Below are 19,045 nucleotides of genomic sequence, written 5' to 3' on the forward strand. Positions count from 1 at the left end.
CCGCCGGGTCAGGCGCCGTAGCGGCGTTGCCTGGTGGCGTACGAGCGCAGGGCCCGCAGGAAGTCGATGTGCCGGAAATCCGGCCAGTTGAGCTCGCAGAAGTAGAACTCCGAGTGCGCGGACTGCCAGAGCATGAAACCGGACAGCCGCTGCTCACCGCTGGTGCGGATGACCAGGTCCGGGTCGGGCTGGCCCCGGGTGTAGAGGTGCTCGGCGATGTGCTCGACGTCCAGCACCTCGGCCAGCTCCTCGAGCGTGCCGCCGGTGGCCGCGTGCTCCAGCAGCAGCGAGCGGACCGCGTCGGTGATCTCCCGGCGACCGCCGTAGCCCACCGCGATGTTGACCTCCGCGCCACCGGTGCGCTCGCGGGTGCGCTCCTCGGCGCCCTTGAGCGCCGCCGCGGTCTGCGCCGGCAGCAGGTCGAGCGCCCCGACGATGCGCAGCCGCCAGGGGTTGCCCTCCTCGGCCAGTTCCACCACCAGGTCCTCAATGATCTTGAGGAGGGGGTCCAGCTCACTGGCCGGACGGCGCAGATTGTCGGTGGCCAGCAGATAGAGGGTGACGTGCCCGACGCCGGCCTGGTCACACCAGCCGAGCACATGCTTGATCTTCGCCGCGCCAACCCGGTGCCCGTCGTTCGGGTCGACGAAGCCCATTTCCTTCGCCCATCGGCGGTTGCCGTCGCACATCACCCCGACGTGTCGGGGCACCGGCTTACCCGCGAGCTTCGCCGTGAGCCGGCGCTCGTACACGGAGTAGATAAGGTTCCGCAGCGTCATCACCTAGCAGCGTAGCGACCCTTCGACCAGATCACTGCCTCGGAGCCCCATCCCCGCCGCCCAGACCGATGCCGATCATCGCCAGCGTACGGGCGGTGAGGCGTCCGTCACCCAACCCCAGCTCGACCACGTCGTAGAACACCCGGTCGTCCCGACGGGCCGCCCGGACCGCCGCGTCCACCACCCGGCGCCGCCGGGCCAACCACGCCGCCACCGAGCTGTGCCGCAGGTGGGTGCCGAGGCGGCGGCGCAAACCGTGGGCGTAGCGGCCAGCCGCACCCTCGGGCGACCGGGCCGCCGCCGACCCGGCGAGCGCGCCGGAGAGCAACGCGTAGAAGATCCCCTCCCCGGTGAACGGATTGATCAGCGACAGCGCGTCCCCGGCCAGCAGCGTGCGCCCCCGCCCCGGCGACGGCCGGTGGGTGGAGAGCGGCAGGTGATGGGCGCGCAGCGCGGTCACTGTCGCCAGGTCGGTGCCGGGCAGCAGCGCGGCCAGCCGGTCCAGCAGGTACGCGCGGCTCAACGGCTCACCGCGCAGCACCTCCCCGTACCCGACGTTGGCTCGCCCGTCGCCGATCGGAAACGACCAGGCGTACGCCGGCCAGCGCGCCTTAGAGGTGACGATGAGCTGCTCGGACGGGCCGGGCAGAGCCGGGGCGTACCCCCGGATGGCCAGCGCGAGGTGCCGGTCGGGGTTCTGCGGGTGGCCGAGCGCCCGACGTACCACGGAGCCGGCGCCGTCCGCGCCGATCACCACCCGGCCGGCCACCTGCCCGTCGAGCACCACCCGGTCGGCGCGCGGCTCGAGCCGGCGCACGGTGTGCCGACGCAGCTGCGCGCCAGCGGCCACGGCGGCCGCCACCAGCCGCGCGTCGAAGACCTCCCGGGGCACCGTGTACGCGGGTCGGGGCAGCGCCCGAGCCACAGCGCCGCCGCCCGGCGCGATCATGCGCAACGCCGGCAGTGGCGCGTAGCCCGCCACCGCCTCGGTCACCCCCAGCTCGGCGAGCACGTCCACCGAGTGCGCGGCGATCCCGTCACCGCACGCCTTGTCCCGGGGAAAGTCGGCCCGGTCCAGCAGCAGCACGCTGGCACCCGCCCGGCGCGCCGTCAGCGCGGCAGCCGCCCCGGCCGGCCCGGCCCCCACCACCACCACGTCGAACTCGTCACCCACCGCGCGCCTCCCTCCAGTCCGACGCGGCGCGGCCGCTCCCGCCGGGCGACCCGGTCGGCCTTGCGGCCGGCCGCCCCGACGATCTCCGCAGCTGCCCCGACGCCGACCGCTGTGACCGACGCCACCCGCCATCCTGCACCCTGCCCGCCGGCGGAGACCGCTCCCGCACTCGGCCGGCCGGTCTCGCCCACCTCCTCCTTTGCTCTGCACCCGCGGACGCGACGGTTACTGTCCGCGACTGTCGCCTATCGGGGTGCAGAGCAAAGGAGGCGATGGGCAGGGTCGGGGCGTGGTCGGCCGCCGGGTCGGCCCCCAGCGGCGTCGGTGCGGGCCCCTCCGTGGTCAGGGTTGGGGTTCGGGTCGGGCGGCGTCGGAGGTGCGGGCGGCGCGGCGCAGGCCGTACAGGGTCAGCCCTGCCGCCGCGACCAGGGGGGCGCCGTCGCGGACCAGGCCGTCCACTCCGAGCAGCCACCAGCACAGCGGCAGATCCACGGCGAGTACGGCCACCGTGACGACGACCAGCAGGCCACGTGCCCAGTCCTTGCCCCGCATCAGAAACGCGGTGCAGAACAGCACCGCGTAGCTGGCCGTGATGCCCGCGCCGAACCAGAACAGCACCGCCGGAACCGCGGTCAGCCGACCATCCAGGATGGAACCCCCAGCCGCCAGGGCCGGCACCAGCATCAGCGGGCTGTAGGTGAAGGCCGCCACCCGGCTGGTCAACAACCAGGCGCTGGCCTGCGGTCGACGTGGAGGGGTTTCCCGCCAGGAGATGCCGTCCCGGTCGATGACGAGGCGGGGACGGTGCCGGACCAGGTGCCCGGCCAACGCCGACGAGCGGTAGAGCAGCCAGACCACGGCCACACAGAGCGCGGTGAGGATCGCGAAGCCGAGCAGGCCGGGCAGCGGCGGCACCCCCTGCCGAGGCACGATGAGCCGGCCGACCGCGAAGATCGTGGTGACCGCGAGGATCAGCCCGAACGGGCGGGCCAGCGTACGACCCCGTCGCACGTGCGCGATCAACAGCAGGAAGCCGAACGAGCGCAGCATGGCCCAGCCGGTCCGTACGGCCAGGCCGAAACCCTGCTCCGGGGCGTACCACCAATTGAGCAGCTCGACCACGACGGTGGCCGCCGCCGTTGTCGCCAGCAGGGTGGTGAGCACCCGGACGGCGGACGGCCGCCGGACCTGGGTCTCGGCGGCCGTCCTCATGGGATCCGACATTGCCCGCGCGGGGCGATTTTCACACCTAGCGCTGCGGCTGCGCGGCGTCGAGGCGCGCGCGCAGCGCGTCCAACTCGGCCCAGAGCACGCCGGGCAGCTTGTCACCGAACTTCTCGAACCACTCGGTGATCATCGGCAGCTCGTTGCGCCACTCGTCCGGGTCGACCTTCAGCGCGATCCGGACGTCCTCCGGGGTCATGTCCAGGCCCTCGACGTCCAGCGCGTCCGGCGCGGGGACCATGCCGACCGGCGTCTCCACCGCGTCGGCCGTGCCCTCGATCCGCTCGACGACCCACTTGAGCACCCGGGAGTTCTCCCCGAAGCCCGGCCAGAGGAACGAACCCTCCGGGTCCTTGCGGAACCAGTTGACGTAGTAGATCTTCGGCAGCTTCGCCTCGTCGCCGTCGGCGCCCTTGCCCATCTCGATCCAGTGCCGGAAGTAGTCCCCGGCGTGGTACCCGATGAACGGCAGCATCGCCATCGGGTCCCGCCGGACGACGCCGACGGCACCGGACGCGGCGGCGGTGGTCTCCGAGGAGAGCGTGGCACCCATGTAGACGCCGTGCACCCAGTCGCGGGCCTCGGTCACCAGCGGGACGGTGTCCTTGCGGCGTCCGCCGAAGAGGATCGCGTCGATCGGCACGCCGTTCGGGTCGAAGTACTCGTCGGCGAGGATCGGGCACTGGGTGATCGGGGTGCAGAACCGGCTGTTCGCGTGGGAGGACAGGCTGTCGCTCTCCGGCGTCCAGTCGTTGCCCTTCCAGTCGATCAGGTGCGCCGGCGGCTCACCCATGCCCTCCCACCAGATGTCGCCGTCGTCGGTGAGGCCGACGTTGGTGAAGATGGAGTTGCCCCGGTCCAGGGTGCGCATGGCGTTGGCGTTGGTCTTCCAGTCGGTGCCGGGCGCGACGCCGAACAGGCCGTACTCGGGGTTGACCGCGTAGAGGCGGCCGTCCGGACCGAACCGCATCCAGGCGATGTCGTCGCCGATGGTCTCGACCTTCCAGCCGGGAATCGTCGGCTCCACCATGGCGAGGTTGGTCTTGCCGCAGGCAGACGGGAACGCGCCGGCGATGTGGTAGACCCGGCCCTCCGGCGAGGTGATCTTGAGGATCAGCATGTGCTCGGCGAGCCAGCCCTCGTCCCGGCCCATCACACTGGCGATCCGCAGCGAGTAGCACTTCTTGCCCAGCAGCGAGTTGCCGCCGTAACCCGAGCCGTACGACCAGATCTCCCGGCTCTCCGGGAAGTGCGAGATGTACTTGGTGTCGTTGCACGGCCAGGCGACATCCTGCTGGCCGGGCGCGAGCGGGGCGCCGATCGAGTGCAGCGCGTGCACGAAGTCCGCGTCGTCACCCATGGCCTCGAGGACCCGGGTGCCCATTCGCGTCATGATCCGCATCGAGGCGACCACGTACGGGCTGTCGGTGATCTCGACACCGAACATCGGGGACTCGGCCTCGACCGGGCCCATGACGAAGGGAATGACGAACATGGTGCGACCGCGCATGGAGCCCCGGTACAGCTCCGTCATCGTCCGCTTCATCTCGGCCGGCGCCATCCAGTTGTTGGTGGGGCCGGCGTCCGCCTCGTCGACGGAACAGATGTAGGTGCGCTCCTCGACCCGGGCGACGTCCGTCGGGTCGGTGCGCGCGTAGAACGAGTTGGGCTTCTTCTCCGGGTTGAGCCGGATCAGGGTGCCGGCCTCGACCAGCTCGTCCGTGAGGCGGCGCCACTCCTCGTCGGACCCGTCCACCCAGACGACACGGTCGGGGGTGGTCAGTTCCGCGACCTCACGGACCCAGGCGAGCAGTTTCGGATGGGACGTCGGGGCCTGATCGATACCCCGCACAACAGCCGGAGCAACCATGACACATCTCCTTGTGGTCGACGCTGACCGATCTATGGGATGCACGAGACTCGGCGGCGCGATGCGTCGCCTTCGTGGAAACCTGGGATTGGCCTCAGCGTAAACCGGGCAGCCTTCCGAGTCAGTGGGACAGGTTGTGAAGAACTGCACAAGCTACGGCCTCGCTGCGGCATCACGAGCTGATACCCGCTTTCCCGCGCAGTTTCACGCAAATCTTGTTGTGCACCCCGGCGGACGCTTGTTGCGGTCGGGCCGTGGACCTGCCCCGCCGACCGATGCGTGGATTCCCGTTCCGCGGCGGCTCAGTCCTCCCAATTGGCTACGCTCTGTGCAGTCGTTACACACACGGCGCTGGGCCCCTGCGGGAGACCACGCCCCGCTTGCCGTTGCTACCCCTCTGACTGGCCGGCAGCCGGTAGGCTCCCTCCGTGGCCGCCACGATGACCGGGGAACAACCGGGTCCCCGGCAGACCCGACGGGGTCTCGTCGGCAGTCTCCTTGACCGCTTCGGTCACCTGCTCCGCGAGATGAGCAAGTTCGCCACAGTGGGTGGCTTCGCCTTCCTCGTCGACTTCGCGCTCTTCAACTACCTGACGAGCAAGCACGGCGTCGAAGAGTTGACGGCGAAGACGATCTCCACCGTGATCGCGGCCTCCGTGGCCTTCGTGGGCAACCGGTTCTGGACCTGGCGACACCGCCAACGTAACAACGCGGCCCGCGAGTACGCGCTCTTCTTCTTCTTCAACGCTGTCGGCCTCGGCATCACTGTGGCCTGCCTCGCGCTCAGCCGCTACGGGCTCGGGGCCATCTGGCCGGCCGTGTTCCAGACCCGCCTGGCGGACAATCTCGCCAGCTACATCGTCGGCACCGGGTTCGCCACGCTGTTTCGATTCTGGTCGTACCGGCGGTTCGTCTTCGTCGAAGCGGGAACCCCGACCCTTCCGCAGGTGAATCCCGACCGTGACCACGAGGCGTGACCTGCCGCCCATCTCGTTCGGCCGGTGATCGCCGGCCGCACCGACTGCCCTAAGGTGTTTCGCATGCGTCTTGTCCGCCTGCTGCCTGAGCGCTGGCAGAAGTTCATCCACGAGGCGCTCAAGTTCGGCATCGTCGGCGGCATCAACACCGTCATCAATTACGCGGTGTTCAATGCCCTTGCACTGACCGTTTTCGTCAATGGTCAGCTGAAGGCGACCGTGATCGCGACCATCGTCGCCACCATCACGTCGTACCTCATGAATCGGCACTGGACGTACCGCGATCGCCCGAAGTCGGCACTTCGTCGGGAATACCTCCTTTTCTTCCTTTTCAACGGTGCTGGCCTGCTGATTGAGCTGGGCGCCGTGGCGGCGGCCAAGTACGGCCTCGGCGTGCACGGCCTGCTCGGGCTGAACCTGGCCAAGACCGTCGGCGTCCTGCTGGCCACGCTGTTCCGGTTCTGGTCATATCGAACCTTCGTCTTCCAACCCGTCGCACCGGCCGAGGCCGAGGCCGCGAAGCCCGACTCCACCTGGCACGGCATTCCCCGCGACGAGTGGGACACGATGGCGGAGATGGACCCGGTCGCCGAGTTGGCGGAATCCGTGTCCGAGCTGGAGGAGTCGGAGTCCGCGCAACGCGTCGACTCCGCACCCGGCGCACCCACTCAGGGGCGACCCACCCGGCTGAGCGTCAGTCCGGCCGTCGACCTGGACGCGGAACTCGCCGCGGAGCTGCACGTCAGCACCCGCCGCGCGCCCCGCCGGTGACGGCGCCCGACGCCCGCTCCGGCACGGGGCGACCGGCCGAGCTGTTCTTCGAGGATCTCGTGCCGGGGCTCACCGTCGACCTGGGCGTGGTCACGGTCGACGCCGACGAGATGGTCGCCTTCGCCCGCCGCTTCGACCCGCAGTGGTACCACGTCGACCCCGACCTGGCCGCGGCGAGCCGACACGGCGGTCTGATCGCCAGCGGTTTCTACACCGTCAGCCTGTTCATGCGCGCGTACGTCGACCACCTGCTGTCCCGGGCAGCCGCGGACGCGTCCCCCGGCCTGGAGGAACTGCGCTGGCTCGCCCCCGTACGGGCCGGCGACCGACTCGCGGTCCGGGTCGACGTGATGGGCGCCCGGCCGTCGACCGCCCGCCCCGGGCTCGGCACCGTCAGCCTCACCGGCACCATGCTGCGCCTCGGCCCGGACGACAGGCCCGAGCAGGAGGTGCTGCGGACCCGCTTCCGTGGCTGGTTCGCCGTGCGTCCGGTCGAGGCCGACCCCGCCGAAGCCGAAGCCACCGAAGCCGAAGCTGCCGAAGCCGCCCCGCCCGACGCTGACCGGCCCGACAGCGGCCCGACCGCAGCGGACCCGTCGACCGCCGGGCCGTCCGACGACGAACCGACGGAGAGCAACGGCTCAGCCGAGGCTCAAAGACACGACTGACCCGCCCCTGACCCAGCGGCAGGGACGGGTCTCAACGACCCGGATCAGGTCGTGGTGTCGCGCAGCGGCTTGCCGTCCTGCATGTCGGCGAGCATGTCGCGCATCTCGCCGTCGCCCAGCGAGTGCTTGTCGTGCTGTGCCTCGACCAACTCGTACAGGGTGGTCTGCACCTTTCCGACGTCCGGCACGTCGACGAGCACCGACTGGCCGCGCTCACCGGCCGACTCGATGGTGAGCGTCCCGCAGCCGAGCAGGCGCTCGACGAAACGCTGGTTCATCGAGTGGTCGTTGACCCGGGCCAGCGGAAGGTCCCGCCGGTCGCGGGAGAACACACCGTGCTGGAGCAGGACTCGCTCGTTCGTGAACAGGTAGTGGGTGGTGCGCCAGACCAGGAACGGCCACAGACCGAGCCAGAGCACCGCCACCAGGGCGATCGCCCCGATCACCGCCAGCGCGATCGAACCGCCGCCACTCTCGGGCAACAGGAGCACGCCGACCACCACCGCGGCGATGGCCAGCACCAGCACCGCGATCGGCCGGATCAACGCCTTCCAGTGCGGGTGCAGGTGCAGCACGACGTGCTCGTCCTCGGTGAGCACGTCTTCAGGAAACGCCACGGGAACCTCCAACGCGATTTTCTGGACGCGCAGACGGTAAACCCCCCAACCCCCACCACAACATCCGCCACGCGGCCCCCACCCCGTTCTCCGCGATCTTGCACTTCCGGTCGCCGTTGCGCGGCTTTCACCCGATCTACCGGGACAGAGACTGCAAGATCGCGGGGTGGGGTGGGGTGGGGTGGGTTAGCGGAGGTGGAGGACGTCGCCGGCGGCCAGGGTTCGGGTGCCGGTGGGGGTGGTGACGATGAGCTGGCCGTCGGGGTCCACCCCGGTGGCGGTGCCGGTCAGGGACTCGCCGGTGGGGAGCAGGACGCGTACCTCGCGGCCGATCGTCGCGCAGGCCGCCAGGTAGGCGTCGCGCAGGCCGCTGGCCACCGCGTCGCCGCCCGCCGAGCGCCACCTGTCGTACCAGTCGGCGAGCGCCCGCAGCAGCGCCCGCAGCAGCGGGTCCCGATCGGTGGCCACCGCGCCGGCCAACTGCAGCGAGGTGGCCGGCAGCCCGGTCGGATTCACCGGCAGCTCGTCGGCGCGCAGCGTCACGTTGAGCCCGATTCCCAGCACGATGGCCGGCGGTTGGTCCGGTGCACGTCCGGGCACCGCCTCGGCCAGCACCCCCGCGCACTTCGCGTCGTCGATCAGCAGGTCGTTCGGCCACTTGAGGGTGGCCTCCAGCTCGGCCAGCCGGGCCACCGCCTCGACCAGCGCCACGCCGGCCAGCAACGGCAGCCACCCGTACCCCGTGGGGGTCGCCGGCAGCCAACCCCGGTCCGGCGCGGCCTCGCCGGGCCGCAGCAGCACACTCGTCGCGATGCCGGCCCGCGCCGGCGACTGCCAGACCCGACCGCGCCGGCCCCGCCCTGCGGTCTGCCGTTCGGCGACCACGACCAGGCCCTCGGGCTCGTCGGCTCGGGCGGCCTCGGCCACGTCGGCGTTCGTGGAGCCGGTCTCGGCACGCAGCTCCAGCCGGGCCCACGGCCCGTTCGGCGCGATCAACGCGCGGCGCAGCCGGGCCGCCGACAGCGGCGGCCGGTCCAGATCGGTGTACGGGGAGCCGGGCATTCCGCCAGCCTACGGCGGTGCTCCGGTCGACACTGAGGCGTACTGCACAGCGGCACCCACCTGAACCATCGTTATATTCCCTGGGTGACTACCGAGACCGGGACCAACATCCACAGCACCGCGGGCAAGCTGGCGGACCTGGAGCGCCGGGTCGACGAGGCGGTGCACGCCGGGTCGGCCCGCGCGGTGGAGAAGCAGCACGCGCGTGGCAAGAAGACCGCCCGCGAGCGGATCGAGATGCTGCTCGACGAGGGTTCCTTCGTCGAACTCGACGAGCTGGCCCGGCACCGGTCCACGGCCTTCGGGCTGGAGAAGAACCGCCCGTACGGCGACGGCGTGGTCACCGGCTACGGCACTGTCGACGGCCGGCAGGTGTGCGTGTTCGCGCAGGACTTCACTGTCTTCGGCGGCTCGCTCGGCGAGGTCTTCGGCGAGAAGATCGTCAAGGTGATGGACCTGGCCATGAAGATCGGCTGCCCGGTGGTCGGCATCAACGACTCCGGCGGCGCGCGCATCCAGGAGGGCGTCGTCTCGCTCGGCCTCTACGGCGAGATCTTCTTCCGCAACGTGCGGGCCTCCGGCGTCATCCCGCAGATCTCGCTGGTGATGGGGCCATGCGCCGGCGGCGCGGTCTACTCCCCGGCGGTCACCGACTTCACAGTGATGGTCGACCAGACCTCACACATGTTCATCACCGGCCCGGACGTGATCAAGACGGTGACCGGCGAGGACGTCGGCATGGAGGAGCTGGGCGGCGCGCGTACGCACAACTCGCGCAGCGGCAACGCGCACTACCTCGCCAGCGACGAGGAGGACGCGGTCGACTACGTCAAGGCGCTGCTGTCGTACCTGCCGTCGAACAACCTCGACGAGCCGGTGGTGGTGGAGGCCCCCGCTTCGCTTGAGGTCAATGACGAGGACCGCGAGCTGGACACCCTGATCCCGGACTCGGCCAACCAGCCGTACGACATCCACACGGTGATCGAGCACGTCCTCGACGACGGGGAGTTCCTGGAGGTCCAGCCGCTCTACGCGCAGAACATCGTGGTCGGCTACGGCCGGGTCGAGGGTCGACCCGTCGGCGTGGTCGCCAACCAGCCGATGCACTTCGCCGGCACCCTGGACATCGCCGCCTCGGAGAAGGCCGCCCGGTTCGTCCGCACCTGCGACGCGTTCAACATCCCGGTGCTGACCTTCGTGGACGTGCCCGGGTTCCTGCCCGGCACCGGTCAGGAGTGGGACGGCATCATCCGCCGGGGCGCCAAGCTCATCTACGCGTACGCCGAGGCGACCGTCCCCAAGGTCACCGTGATCACCCGCAAGGCGTACGGCGGGGCGTACGACGTGATGGGTTCCAAGCACCTCGGCGCGGACCTGAACTTCGCCTGGCCGACCGCGCAGATCGCGGTGATGGGCGCGCAGGGCGCGGTGAACATCCTCTACCGCTCCGAGCTGGCCGGCGCCGAGGACCCGGCGGCGGTCCGGGCCGAGAAGATCGCCGAGTACGAGGACACCCTGGCCAACCCGTACGTGGCCGCCGAGCGCGGGTACATCGACTCGGTGATCCCGCCGCACGAGACGCGCACCCAGATCGTCAGGGCGCTGCGCGTCCTGCGTACCAAGCGGGAGACCCTGCCGCCCAAGAAGCACGGCAACATCCCGCTCTGATCCTCGGCTCACGCCCGCTTGTCCGCGCAACGTAGGGGAAGGTGCTGCCTCCGGGCGACGGTAGGCAGCAGCAACCCTGATGTTGTGCGGATCAACAGCGGTCAGCAGGGCGGGTTGGCGGCGGCGCACATCCGACGGGCGGCGACGTCCGCCAGCCGACGCAGTTCCGGCTCGGTGCCGGTCTGCCCCAGACTGAGCACCGTGATCAGGTCACCCACCCGGACCACGGCGGTGCTGGTCGGCTTGGGCGCCGCAGCGATCGGTCGACCCGTTCTCTGATCGACGGGCTGCGAACCGGTGTGCTGCAGCAGTGCGGCCCCGTCGCCGGCGAAATCCCGCTGGGTCACCGTCCAGCGGTGCAGGGCCGACCCGGTACCCGTTGCGCCCCCGACCTTGTACTCGCCGACGCTGTTCCACTCGGCGCACGGGGCGACCAGGTCGTCCATCCTGGCGAGGAGTTGGGTGGCCGCCTCTGGCACCAGCCGGTAAAGGTCCTGCGTGAGGAGAGCCTCGCCGGCGCCGTAGGTGCCCGGCCGGTCCTCCTTCAGCAGGGTCTGCGAGCGGGACAGGATCGAGATCTGCCTGCCTTCCGGGTACCCCTGGCTCGCGCGGCAGGAGTCAAGCATCGGATCCAGCCGGACCGGCTCGCCCAGCCCCGACTGGCTGAGCCACACCACATTGGCCGACTGCTGCAGGTCGGTCACCTGCAACAGGGCGTCGGTGGTGATCTCATGGCGGGTCGGCGAGGCGGAGGCGACCGGCAGGGCCGGCGGCGAAGATGTCCTCGGCGCGGCGACCGCCGCGGCGGAAACCCCGGCGAGGGCCAGCACGACTGTGGCCACCACGATCCTGCGCTGGCTGCGGCGACGGGCCCGGGTGCGGATCTCCTCCGGGCCGAGCCAGCGCACGTCCTGCAGTTCGCGCTGAATCTGTTCGACGAGGGTCGGGTCGTCACGCATCGGTGGCCTCCTCCAGGTCAGAGACGGCGAGCAGGCCGGCGAGCGCAGCGCGCCCCCGGGAGAGACGGGCCTTGACCGTGCCCACCGGGGCCGCGGTCTCCCGGGCGACCTCGGCGACCGGCATGCCCATCAGGTAGTAGAGGGCGATGGCGACGCGTTGCTCCTCGGGCAGTCGGCGCAGGGCGGCGACCACCGCGACGGTGTCGGTGCCCGGCCCGGGAACGGTCTCGGTGGCCCCGTGCCGCAGGTACGCGCGAGCACGGCTGCGTAGGCTGCGCCACCGGCTGACGGCGATCCGGCTCGCCACCACCCGCACCCACGCCTCCGGGTCGTCGTACTCGCTGACCGTCGACCAACGCTGCCACGCCCGGACGTACGCCTCCTGCACGGCGTCCTGCGCCTCGCCCCGATCGCCGGTGAGGGCGTAGACGAACCCGAGGAGTCGTTGCCGACTCCCCCGGTAGAACTCGTCGAACCCGTCGACGTCCGGCACCCGCTACCTCCCCGTGTCGGTCGCTGGGAACACGCACCGGGCCCGGTCGTCGGTTGCCCCGGTCAGGCGATCATCTTCTTCAGCTCGATGAGCGGGAACGCGCCAGCCCCGATCCGCTCCCGGACCGCCCGGCGTACGGCCCGCTGCACGGCGACGTTGACCGGCGTCGGTACGCCGTGCAGCCGGCCGAGCAGCGCGATCTCCCCGTTGAGGTGGTCGACCTCGGTCGAGCCGGTGCCCCGGGCCAGGCTCTGCCAGGTGGAGCCACCGGAGCGGGCCTCCCCGTCGACCGGGCGCTGCCCGACCAGGTCGCCACGTTCGGCCTTCTCCTCCTCCGACGAGGTGTGCGCGATGCCGGCGGCGGCGAGCGCGGCGACGCCCTCGGCGCGTACCCGCTCGACCAGCGCGTCCGGGATGTCCCGGCCGAGCAGCGCCTGAAGGCCGTTACCGAGGTTGCTGAGCAGCTTGCCGTACTTCCAGCGCAGCACGTCGGTGCGGACCGGGGCGACGAAGCCGGCGGCGGTCAGGTCGGCGGCGATCGCCCGGTCGGTGTCGTCGGCACCCCCGGGGTACCGCCCGATGTGGAGCATCCCGGGGTGCGGGTGACCGTTGGCGACCACCACGCCCGGGTCCAGGTGGGTGGCCGGCAGCCAGACGCAGACCGGGTGCACGTCGGCGAAGAGCCGCAGCGCGGCCCGCTCGTTGGCCACCCCGTTCTGCGCCGTCACCAGCGGCAGACGTTCGCCAGCCGTGCCGCCGCCGACCACCGGCGCGTCCACCCAGGCGGCCAACGCGCCGTCGGTGTCCTGCGACTTCACGGTGAGGATCAGCGCGGTGTCCGCCGGCAGCGGCTGGTCACCGGGCCGGTCCACCGCCGCGAGCCGGGCGGTGAGGGCACCGTCGGGCTGCCGCAGGGTCAGACCCCGCGCGCGGATCGCGTCCAGGTGGGGACCGCGGGCCACCACTGTCACGTCCCGGTCGGCCTGGGCCAGCCGTACGCCGATGGTTCCGCCGACCGCGCCCGCCCCGATGATCACGTATCGCATTGCCTCATTCTGCCCGCCCGCGCGCCTTCCGCCCGCCGGTCAGTCCCCCGCCCGTGCGCCTCCGTCCTTTGGCCCGCGGTCAGCTGGTCAGGCCCCGGCGTCGGTGAGGAACGGGCCGGCGAGCAGGAGCGCCCCGGCGATCAGCGCCGCCACGTTGACCAGGGCGAAGACACTCACCCAGAAGAACGCCGGAAACGGGGTCAGCCCGGCGAGCTGGTCGGCGTCGGAGGCGGGCATCCGGCCCCGCGAGCGCAGCCGTTGCAGCTCGACCACCGGCCGCACCCCGCCGAGCAGCAGGAACCACACCCCGGCGTACGCGAAGGCGGCCTGGACCTGCGGCGTCGCGTACCACGAGACGGCGAACACCAGCGCTCCGGTGACCAGCAGCGACACCACGCCGAAGACGTTGCGGATCATGACGAGCATGGCCAGCAGCAGCGCCACCGCCACCCAGAGCAGCAGGGTGATCCGGTTGCCGCCGAGCAGCCAGGCGCCGGCCAGCCCGACCAGCGGCGGCGCGATGTATCCGGCGAGCAGCGTGAGGATCATGCCCGGCCCGGTGGGGCGGCCGGCGGAGAGCGTCAGCCCGGACGTGTCCGAGTGCAGCCGGATGCCGCGCAGCTTGCGGCCGGTGAGCAGGGCGACGAGGGCGTGCCCACCCTCGTGCGCGATGGTGATGGCGTTACGGGCGATCCGCCACGGCAGCCGGGTGGAGACCACCACCAGCGCGACGGCCCCGGTGATCAGCACCAGCAATGCTGGCGGGTCCGGCTGCGCGCCGAACAGCGTGTCCCACTTCTCGCCCAGCCCGTCGATCGACATCATGGGGCGCGAGCCTACCGGCGGCGTTCCGTGTCGCTCCCGAGGCACCGGCTCGTATCCTGTGAAACTGATCGGGTGGCGAGTGAAGCGGGAGGTGGACGCAGGTGAGCGCAGCCCCCCTGGAGCCGCACGTCGGCCTGTGGACCGAGGCCGACTACTTCGCCCTGGGCGAGACGCCTGACCGGATCGAGCTGCTCGACGGGAGCCTGCTGGTGAGCCCTGCACCGAGCCGACGGCACCAGCGGGTGTCGCGCCGGCTGGCGAACAGCATCGAGGCAGCATTCCGCTGGCAGCTCGACCCGGCCACGCTGCGCTGACCCGTTCCACTCTCGTCACCGGGACGACCGACAGCCGTCAATGAAGCTTTTTTCAGTCGCCCTTGCGATCTAGGGCACTTACCTCCAAAGATGGGTGTCGATAGAGCGACGTCCTTGGAGGAACTCATGGCCCGTACCTCATCATCGCTGCGCCGCGCACTCGCGGCCGGCCTCACCGTCCTCGCCACCGCGGCGGCGGCCCTGGTCGCGACCGCCGGACCGGCGGCCGCCGCCACCACGGCAGGCATCGACGTGTCCCGCTACCAGGGCACCATCAACTGGACCAGCGTCCGCAACGCGGGCATCGAGTTCGCCTTCATCAAGGCGACCGAGGGCACCAGCTACAAGGACCCGAACTTCAACGCCAACTACGTCAACGCGTACAACGCAGGGGTGATCCGCGGGGCGTACCACTTCGCCCGTCCGAACATCTCGGCCGGCTCCACGCAGGCCAACTACCTGGCCTCCAACGGCGGCGCGTGGTCGGCGGACAGCCGCACCCTGCCGGCCGCGCTGGACATCGAGGGCAACCCGTACAGCGGCGGCTACTGCTACGGGCTCAGCACCACCGGGATGCGCAACTGGGTGCAGGACTTTCTGAACACCTACCGCTCCCGCACCGGCCGGTACGCGGTCATCTACACCACCACGAGCTGGTGGAACCAGTGCACCGGCAGCTGGACCGGCCCGTGGGCGAACCACCCGCTCTGGCTGGCCCGCTGGTCGAGCACCCCGGGCGCCCTGCCGGCCGGCGCGTCGGTGTGGAGCTTCTGGCAGTACACCAGCACCGGCGCGGTCTCCGGGATCAGCGGCAACGTGGACCGCAACTACTGGAACGGTGACCGGAGCCGCCTGATCGCGTTGGCCAACAACACCTGACCGGGCCGTTGGCGGCAGCGGGATCGACGGTCACCATCAGGTCGACAATCGGTCCGGCTGCCGCCACACCACCGGGTACGGGTCAGGCCCGTCGCCGGCTCATTGCCGGCACCACAGCATCCTCACGAGCCAGCGCGCCCCTGCGGGTCAACCGCCAGGCAGCCACGCCAAAGCCGGCAACGATCACGACGCCGAGCAGTGCGACGAGCACCGAAACCCCCGCGCTGACCAGCAGCAGGATCGCGTCGCCGAGCGCCACGAGCATCCACAGTGCCAGCCGGGGCCGAGCGTCCCTCCGTCGGTAACCCATGTCGTGCCTCCTTCCGTCGTCAAAGGTCAAGTACCCCGGACGACGGAAGGTCATGCGAATGAGTTTCAGTCCTGACGGTCGGGCACGAAACCCTTGGCGATCCGGTCGAAGTTCGGCAGGTTGGCCTGCCAGTCCTTCTCCGCGATCTCCCACCGCAGGGCGTAACCGCGGTTGCGGGCCGTCACGAACCCGCGGTTACGGACGTGGATCCGCTGCCCGTCCCGGGTCTCCAGCCACTCCCAGTCCGCACAGGTCTTCCAAAAGTCGCAGCGCACGATGTCTAGGTACTGATAGTTCTTGACTTCGTCCTTGCGGCCGCCCTCGATGCTCTTCCAGTCGGCGTATGCGTCCTTCTTCGGCGTGGGAGTCCACTGGACGAGCAGCTCCCCCGGCCCGTTGGACTCGTCGAAGACGACAGTGTTCCGACCAGCGTCGCGGCGCACCCAACCGTCGGGGATCGGCAGGGCGAAGCCGGCCGGATCCTTGTGCAGTTTCCAGCCCGCCGGCAGCGCGTTCGGGTCCACCGAGGGGGTGGCCGAGGCCGACGGGGTGGGCGCACCGGTGGTGGGCGGCGGTGGCGCCGCAGCGGAGGTCGGCGCGGCCCCCGAAGTCGCCGCAGCACCGGTCGGGTCGGCCTGCGGGGTCCTGTCGTCGTCAGTGGTCAGCATCGGCACGACCACCACGAGGCCGATCAGCAGCAGGGCGACCAGCGCCCCGATCAGCAGGTTGCGTCGGGTGTTGTTCGGCTTCGTGCCATCCGAGGGCGGCACCACCGCGCGGCCCGCCGGACTCACCGGCGGCATCAGCGACGTCGGCGTGGTCGGCTTGCGCTGCTCCGGAGCCACCGGCGGACCGTCGACAACCGTCGGCTCGTCGTCGACGTCAGTCGTACCGTCGCCGCTCGTGTCAGGCACGGCAGCGACCTTCGCGGTCGGGTCGGCCTCGGTCGGGTCGGCCTCGGACGGCCGATCGATCGTGGCGGTCGGCTCGGCCGGTGCCGCTACCGTCGGGTCGGCCGGCACCACAGCGGTCGGGTCGGCGACCGCACCGGAGGAAACCACGGCCGTCGGCGTGGCATCAGCGGCAGCGGTCGCGGCAGCAGCAGCGGCAGCCGGTGGCGGCGACACCGGCTGGTCCACGCTCTCAGCGGGTCGCGGCGCCGGCACGTGCGGCGGGCGCGGCTCGCGCGGACCGTTCGGCCCAGGCCGACGTACGCCATCGAGCAGTGAGATTCCGCGCGACCGCTTGCCCCCGGCGCGGCGCAGCAACCGCTCCGCCACCTCGGCGGTGATCCGCTCGTTCGGGTCCTTGCGCAGCAGCCCGTTGAGCACGGCCTTGAGCGGGCCGGCGTTCTTCGGCGGCGGAATCGGCTCGGTGGCCAACGCGGCCAGGGTGCCGATCGCCGACGGCCGGGCGTACGGCGACTTACCCTCGACAGCCGCGTAGAGCGTCGCGCCCAGCGACCACAGGTCGGCCTCCGGCCCGGCGGTGCCGTCCCGAGCCCGCTCCGGCGAGATGTACGCCGGTGAGCCAAGCACCATGCCGGTGCGGGTCACATTGGGGTCGCCCGGAATCGTGGCGAGACCGAAATCGGTCAGCACCACCCGGCCGTCGTCGCCGAGCAGCACGTTGCCGGGCTTCACGTCGCGGTGCATGACGCCCGCCTTGTGCGCGGCGCTGAGCGCACCCAACACACCCAGGCCGATCTCCACCGTGCGGGCCACCGACACCGGGCCGTCCTCGGCGAGAGTATCCTGCAACGACTTCGACGCGACGTACTCCATGACGATCCACGGATCGCCGTCGGTGCGCAGCACGTCGAAGATGCGGACGACGTTGGCGTGGTTGAGCCGGGCGATGGCCCGCGCCTCCCGCAACGAGCGCTCGCGCATCTCGCGGCGCTCCTCATCGGTGAGACCAGGCGGCGGCACCAACTCCTTGATGGCGACGTCCCGGTGCAGCACCTCGTCGCGCGCCTTCCACACTCGGCCCATGCCGCCCTGGCCGAGCGGCGACAGGAGCCGGTATCGGTCAGCGACGAGTTGGGGAAGCGCGTTCGACATCGGTGAGACGGTACCCGGACCCGCTGACGCTCACACCGCCGGCACGCCACTCTGCGGTCCCCGTAACTTCCGGCCGCGTACCCTGGCGGCATGTCTGCCGAAGAGCCGCTGTTCCGGGTCGTCCGCGGCGTGCCCACCGCAGAGGAGTTGGCCGCTCTGGTGGGGGCGATCATCATCCGGAGCCGCCCGGCCGTCGCCCCCGCCCCGGCGACCCCATCCGCCTGGGCGCGCAGCAGTCGACCGGGCAACTCCCGTGGCTGGCGGGCCGCCGGCCTGCCCCGCTGACTCGAGACCCACCACGTACGGGGGCTGTCAGGGTGGCGTTGAGCCGTTAACCTCACTCAGGGAAACGGTGCCGTTACGGGTAGGGAGGGTCCATGATCCCCGAAGAGGACCGGCCAGCACCCTGGCTACGCGGTTACGGCGGCATCGAAGCCGACATCAGCCAGCTCAGAGAGTTCGCCGACCGGCTCGCCGCAGAGGTCGAGAGCAACTACGCGCCGCACCTGTCGTACATCGCCGAAGACATGTCCGCAGAGCTGCCCAACCCCTGCGACGCCTTCATCGAGCTGGTCACCTTCCTGCACGCCCACCACGAGACGCAGCAGGCCACCGCCGACATGGTGTACGCCGTCCGAGGCGCCACCGGCCACCTCGCCGCCGCCGCCGACCAGGTCGCCACCCACTACGCCGACAGTGACGCCTTCACCGCGGCCCGAGTGGTCGACGTGCAACGAGCCCTCGCCAACCCTTTGAACATGCTGCCCGGCGGCCCAACGTCGATGCTGACCGACCCGACCGGTCCCGACGCCGAAGGTCCGGTGGTGCTGCCGTGATCGAACGGGGCAGCGGCCGCACCTCCGGCCTCACCGACTGGCACCTCATGGACGTCAACAGCATGTGGGCCTGCCTCCAGGACCACGACACCGCCAACCACTGGAAACAGGTCGCCGGCTGGCGCAAGGTCTGCGACCTGGCGCAAACCCACCTCGGCCGCCTCCAGGAGTACCGACGCGGACTCGCCGAGGCATGGCCGCCCGAAACCAGCGCCGCCTCCCGCACGTACCTCGCCGAACTCGACGAACTCATCGACAAGGTCCAGCGCACCCACGACGCCGCCACCGCGAACTACACCGCACTCTCCGCCGCAACCCAGGCCATCGGCACCACCCGCGCCGCACTCCGCAAGATCTACGAGGAGTACGCGACCAAGTTCCAACAAAAGCAGGCGTACGAGTCAATGGTCGCCGACCCGAAAGCGGTGATGGGCAACCGGGCCACCGAGCCGCCTGTTGCTGATGACGAATTGGAACGGCTGAACGTACAGGCACGATCCATGATGTTCA

19 protein-coding genes and 1 pseudogene are annotated in these 19,045 nt (G+C 70.9%); 8 read left to right on the forward strand and 12 right to left on the reverse strand.

The window, feature by feature from the left end:
• Nucleotides 1–8 precede the first annotated feature (8 nt).
• The 4 genes from ABZU74_RS06310 to ABZU74_RS06325 all read right to left on the reverse strand — a co-directional run bounded on the left by ABZU74_RS06310 (nucleotide 9) and on the right by ABZU74_RS06325 (nucleotide 5,047).
• On the reverse strand, nucleotides 9–779 hold the full coding sequence (locus ABZU74_RS06310; RefSeq protein WP_355419066.1) for an isoprenyl transferase: 771 nt from the start codon (nucleotides 777–779) through the stop codon (nucleotides 9–11).
• 31 nt (nucleotides 780–810) lie between these two features.
• The gene (locus ABZU74_RS06315; RefSeq protein ID WP_355419068.1) at nucleotides 811–1,953 is read right to left on the reverse strand and encodes a geranylgeranyl reductase family protein; all 1,143 of its coding nucleotides are present in this window, start codon (nucleotides 1,951–1,953) and stop codon (nucleotides 811–813) included.
• 342 nt (nucleotides 1,954–2,295) lie between these two features.
• On the reverse strand, nucleotides 2,296–3,165 hold the full coding sequence (locus tag ABZU74_RS06320; RefSeq protein WP_355419070.1) for a hypothetical protein: 870 nt from the start codon (nucleotides 3,163–3,165) through the stop codon (nucleotides 2,296–2,298).
• Between the two features lie 37 nt (nucleotides 3,166–3,202).
• The gene (locus ABZU74_RS06325) at nucleotides 3,203–5,047 is read right to left on the reverse strand and encodes a phosphoenolpyruvate carboxykinase (GTP) (RefSeq protein ID WP_355419072.1); all 1,845 of its coding nucleotides are present in this window, start codon (nucleotides 5,045–5,047) and stop codon (nucleotides 3,203–3,205) included.
• A 428-nt stretch (nucleotides 5,048–5,475) separates the two neighbouring features.
• Here ABZU74_RS06325 and ABZU74_RS06330 point away from each other — a divergent pair, with 428 nt between their 5' ends.
• The 3 genes from ABZU74_RS06330 (at nucleotide 5,476) to ABZU74_RS06340 (ending at nucleotide 7,463) form a co-directional block, all read left to right on the forward strand.
• A complete protein-coding gene (locus ABZU74_RS06330; RefSeq protein ID WP_355419074.1) occupies nucleotides 5,476–6,024 on the forward strand; it encodes a GtrA family protein in 549 nt (182 codons plus the stop codon).
• A gap of 63 nt (nucleotides 6,025–6,087) precedes the next feature.
• A complete protein-coding gene (locus ABZU74_RS06335; RefSeq protein ID WP_355419159.1) occupies nucleotides 6,088–6,795 on the forward strand; it encodes a GtrA family protein in 708 nt (235 codons plus the stop codon).
• Nucleotides 6,792–7,463 carry a MaoC/PaaZ C-terminal domain-containing protein gene (locus ABZU74_RS06340; protein ID WP_355419076.1) on the forward strand — a complete coding sequence of 224 codons (672 nt, stop codon included), beginning with the start codon at nucleotides 6,792–6,794 and terminating at the stop codon, nucleotides 7,461–7,463. The genes ABZU74_RS06335 and ABZU74_RS06340 overlap by 4 nt, the downstream gene beginning before the upstream one ends.
• A 44-nt stretch (nucleotides 7,464–7,507) precedes the next feature.
• On the opposite strand, the gene ABZU74_RS06345 is transcribed toward ABZU74_RS06340, so the two are convergent.
• Both ABZU74_RS06345 and ABZU74_RS06350 read right to left on the reverse strand, forming a co-directional pair.
• Nucleotides 7,508–8,080, reverse strand: a complete 573-nt coding sequence (locus ABZU74_RS06345; protein ID WP_355419078.1) for a PH domain-containing protein — start codon at nucleotides 8,078–8,080, stop codon at nucleotides 7,508–7,510.
• Nucleotides 8,081–8,266: 186 nt separating this feature from the next.
• Nucleotides 8,267–9,142: a biotin--[acetyl-CoA-carboxylase] ligase gene (locus ABZU74_RS06350; protein ID WP_355419080.1), complete on the reverse strand. Its 876-nt coding sequence runs from the start codon at nucleotides 9,140–9,142 to the stop codon at nucleotides 8,267–8,269.
• Between the two features lie 84 nt (nucleotides 9,143–9,226).
• On the opposite strand from ABZU74_RS06350, the gene ABZU74_RS06355 reads away from it, so the two are divergent.
• Complete coding sequence (locus ABZU74_RS06355) at nucleotides 9,227–10,810, forward strand: acyl-CoA carboxylase subunit beta (RefSeq protein ID WP_355419082.1); 1,584 nt, start codon at nucleotides 9,227–9,229, stop codon at nucleotides 10,808–10,810.
• Nucleotides 10,811–10,911: 101 nt separating this feature from the next.
• On the opposite strand, the gene ABZU74_RS06360 is transcribed toward ABZU74_RS06355, so the two are convergent.
• The 4 genes from ABZU74_RS06360 to ABZU74_RS06375 form a co-directional block, all read right to left on the reverse strand.
• On the reverse strand, nucleotides 10,912–11,769 hold the full coding sequence (locus ABZU74_RS06360; RefSeq protein ID WP_355419084.1) for a hypothetical protein: 858 nt from the start codon (nucleotides 11,767–11,769) through the stop codon (nucleotides 10,912–10,914).
• Nucleotides 11,762–12,262 carry a SigE family RNA polymerase sigma factor gene (locus tag ABZU74_RS06365; protein WP_355419086.1) on the reverse strand — a complete coding sequence of 167 codons (501 nt, stop codon included), beginning with the start codon at nucleotides 12,260–12,262 and terminating at the stop codon, nucleotides 11,762–11,764. The genes ABZU74_RS06360 and ABZU74_RS06365 overlap by 8 nt, the downstream gene beginning before the upstream one ends.
• A gap of 62 nt (nucleotides 12,263–12,324) precedes the next feature.
• Nucleotides 12,325–13,308 carry a 2-dehydropantoate 2-reductase N-terminal domain-containing protein gene (locus ABZU74_RS06370; protein WP_355419088.1) on the reverse strand — a complete coding sequence of 328 codons (984 nt, stop codon included), beginning with the start codon at nucleotides 13,306–13,308 and terminating at the stop codon, nucleotides 12,325–12,327.
• Nucleotides 13,309–13,395: 87 nt separating this feature from the next.
• Complete coding sequence (locus ABZU74_RS06375; RefSeq protein WP_355419090.1) at nucleotides 13,396–14,133, reverse strand: M50 family metallopeptidase; 738 nt, start codon at nucleotides 14,131–14,133, stop codon at nucleotides 13,396–13,398.
• Nucleotides 14,134–14,234: 101 nt separating this feature from the next.
• On the opposite strand from ABZU74_RS06375, the pseudogene ABZU74_RS06380 reads away from it, so the two are divergent.
• Both ABZU74_RS06380 and ABZU74_RS06385 read left to right on the forward strand, forming a co-directional pair.
• Nucleotides 14,235–14,408, forward strand: a pseudogene (locus tag ABZU74_RS06380) (Uma2 family endonuclease); the annotation flags it as partial.
• A 165-nt stretch (nucleotides 14,409–14,573) separates the two neighbouring features.
• The gene (locus ABZU74_RS06385) at nucleotides 14,574–15,326 is read left to right on the forward strand and encodes a GH25 family lysozyme (protein ID WP_355419092.1); all 753 of its coding nucleotides are present in this window, start codon (nucleotides 14,574–14,576) and stop codon (nucleotides 15,324–15,326) included.
• Nucleotides 15,327–15,408: 82 nt separating this feature from the next.
• Here ABZU74_RS06385 and ABZU74_RS06390 read toward each other — a convergent pair whose 3' ends face one another.
• Both ABZU74_RS06390 and ABZU74_RS06395 read right to left on the reverse strand, forming a co-directional pair.
• Nucleotides 15,409–15,636 (reverse strand): hypothetical protein, encoded by a 228-nt coding sequence (locus ABZU74_RS06390; protein ID WP_355419094.1) that lies wholly within the window; start codon nucleotides 15,634–15,636, stop codon nucleotides 15,409–15,411.
• Nucleotides 15,637–15,701: 65 nt separating this feature from the next.
• On the reverse strand, nucleotides 15,702–17,699 hold the full coding sequence (locus tag ABZU74_RS06395; RefSeq protein ID WP_355419096.1) for a protein kinase: 1,998 nt from the start codon (nucleotides 17,697–17,699) through the stop codon (nucleotides 15,702–15,704).
• A 90-nt stretch (nucleotides 17,700–17,789) separates the two neighbouring features.
• Between ABZU74_RS06395 and ABZU74_RS06400 the strand changes: the two genes are divergently transcribed.
• The gene (locus ABZU74_RS06400) at nucleotides 17,790–17,984 is read left to right on the forward strand and encodes an acyl-CoA carboxylase epsilon subunit (RefSeq protein ID WP_355419098.1); all 195 of its coding nucleotides are present in this window, start codon (nucleotides 17,790–17,792) and stop codon (nucleotides 17,982–17,984) included.
• Between the two features lie 92 nt (nucleotides 17,985–18,076).
• The gene (locus ABZU74_RS06405; protein ID WP_355419100.1) at nucleotides 18,077–18,535 is read left to right on the forward strand and encodes a hypothetical protein; all 459 of its coding nucleotides are present in this window, start codon (nucleotides 18,077–18,079) and stop codon (nucleotides 18,533–18,535) included.
• The last annotated feature ends 510 nt before the right edge of the window (nucleotides 18,536–19,045 follow it).

Origin of the sequence: Micromonospora sp. NPDC005171 (assembly GCF_040608575.1) — a bacterium.
Lineage (GTDB): Bacteria > Actinomycetota > Actinomycetes > Mycobacteriales > Micromonosporaceae > Micromonospora.